This window comes from Micromonospora sp. 4G55, assembly GCF_016803375.1.
In genome coordinates this window covers 1-2,103 of record NZ_JAEVHN010000892.1, presented here as the reverse complement: position 1 = coordinate 2,103, position 2,103 = coordinate 1, and the positions used below count along the sequence as shown (strand labels likewise).

General features: G+C 73.9%; 2 protein-coding genes and 1 pseudogene. All 3 read left to right on the top strand.

Annotated elements, in window-relative coordinates:
• Positions 1 to 317, top strand: a pseudogene (locus JNW89_RS35770) (hypothetical protein); the annotation flags it as partial.
• A 178-nt stretch (positions 318 to 495) separates the two neighbouring features.
• Complete coding sequence (locus tag JNW89_RS35765; RefSeq protein ID WP_238452375.1) at positions 496 to 1,545, top strand: MoxR family ATPase; 1,050 nt, start codon at positions 496 to 498, stop codon at positions 1,543 to 1,545.
• Between the two features lie 36 nt (positions 1,546 to 1,581).
• On the top strand, positions 1,582 to 2,103 hold a 522-nt coding region (locus tag JNW89_RS35760; protein ID WP_238452376.1), incomplete at its 3' end, for a DUF58 domain-containing protein.

The following is a 2,103-nucleotide window of genomic DNA, read 5'->3' as shown; positions in this document are numbered from 1 at the left end:
CCCTGGCCGCTCCGCCGGCCGCCGGTGCCGTCGCGTTCGCCGTCGTCGCCTCCAACGGCACCCTGCTCCAGCACTCCGCCAACGTCGTCTCCACGACCAAGTACGGCCCGGGGCGGTACCAGGTGCTGTTCGACTACGACGTCACGCGGAAGGCGTTCGTCGCGACCATCGGCACGAACGACCCGAACAACGTCCCGCCCGGTGGCGAGGTCGCGGTCGCGCCGCGCTACCTGACCCCCAACGCGGTCTTCGTCCAGACCCGGAGCTCCGGTGGCTCGGCCGCCGACCGCCCGTTCCACCTGATCGTCGCCAACTGAGCGACACCCGAGGCGGTGCCGGTCCCCACCGCGGGGGTCGGCACCGTCTGGTGTGGAACGCGCGGTCACCGCCCGTCGGCCCGGTAACGGCCGGCTCGTCCCGCTCCGGGTGGGAAAGGGCCTGCCAGGGGGTGATATTCCGACGTTTGCCCGCCCGGTACCTCGGGAAGCAAGCACCGTGACGGACATCTCGGACACCCTGGCCAGCCTGCCCAGCCCGGCCGATCCCGACGCGGCGGCCACCGAGCTGGAACAGATCCTCTTCGAGGTCAGACGCGTGATCGTCGGGCAGGATCGGCTCGTCGAGCGCCTGCTCACCGCACTGATCGCCGACGGGCACTGCCTGCTGGAGGGCGTACCCGGCGTGGCGAAGACCCTCGCCGCGCAGACCCTCGCCACCGTCGTCGGCGGCACCTTCTCCCGGATCCAGTTCACCCCCGACCTGGTCCCCTCCGACATCGTCGGCACCCGCATCTACCGGGCGTCGAAGGAGAGCTTCGACGTCGAGCTGGGTCCGATCATGGCCAACCTGGTGCTGGCCGACGAGATCAACCGGGCCCCGGCGAAGGTGCAGTCCGCCCTGCTGGAGGCGATGGCCGAGCGGCAGGTCTCCATCGGTGGCCGGAGCTGGCCGGTGCCGGAGCCGTTCCTGGTGCTCGCGACCCAGAACCCGATCGAGTCCGAGGGGGTCTACCAGCTCCCCGAGGCGCAGCGCGACCGGTTCCTCATGAAGATCGTCGTGGACTACCCGAGCGACGCCGACGAGCTGGCCATCCTCTACCGGATGAGCACCGACCGGCCCCGCGCCCACCGGGTGCTCGACCCGGGCCGGCTGCGCGGGCTGCAACAGCGTGCCGAGCACATCTTCGTGCACCACGCGCTCGCCGAGTACGTCGTCCGCCTCATCCTCGCCACCCGCGACCCGGGCCGCTTCGGGCTGCCGGAGATCGCCCCGATGCTGGCGTACGGGGCCAGCCCGCGGGCCACCCTCGGCCTGGTCGCCGCGGCCCGCGCCCAGGCGCTGCTGCGCGGGCGGGAGTACGTGCTGCCGGAGGACGTCCGCGATCTCGCCGTCGACGTGCTGGCCCACCGGCTGGTGCTCTCCTTCGACGCGGTCGCCGACGGGGTCTCGCCCGAGGCGCTGTTGCACCGGCTGGTGCAGGCGGTGCCCCCGCCCGTGCTGGCCACCGGGCAGCCCGAGCACGTCGCCGACCTGGCTGCCGCATGAGGCGCCGCACCGCGCCGGCGCCCGCCGGACCGGGGCCTGGCCGACCTCGCCGGGGACCAGCGGCTGCGCCGGCTGGAGCTGACCGTCACCCGTCGGCTGGACGGGCTGCTCCAGGGCCAGCACCGGGGTCTGCTGCCCGGGCCGGGCAGCGAGATCGCCGGCAGCCGGGAGTACCGCCCCGGCGAGGACGAGGTGCGCCGGATGGACTGGGCGGTGACCGCCCGCACCACCGTGCCGCACGTCCGCGAGGTCGACGCCGACCGGGAACTGAGCACCTGGCTGCTGGTCGACGCCAGCCCCAGCATGGAGTTCGGCACCGCCGAGCTGGACAAGCGGGAGCTGTCGGTGGCCGCCGTCGCGGCGATCGGCTTCCTCACCGCCGGCACCGGCAACCGGCTCGGTGCCCAGCTGCTCACCCCGACCGGGCTGCGCCGCTTCCCGGCCCGCAGCGGCCGTACCCATCTGCTGGGCGTGCTCCGCGCGCTGCTGGCCGCGCCGCGTACCGGTGACCACGACGAGCCGACGGAACCGCCCGACCCACCCGACCTGGCGGAGGCG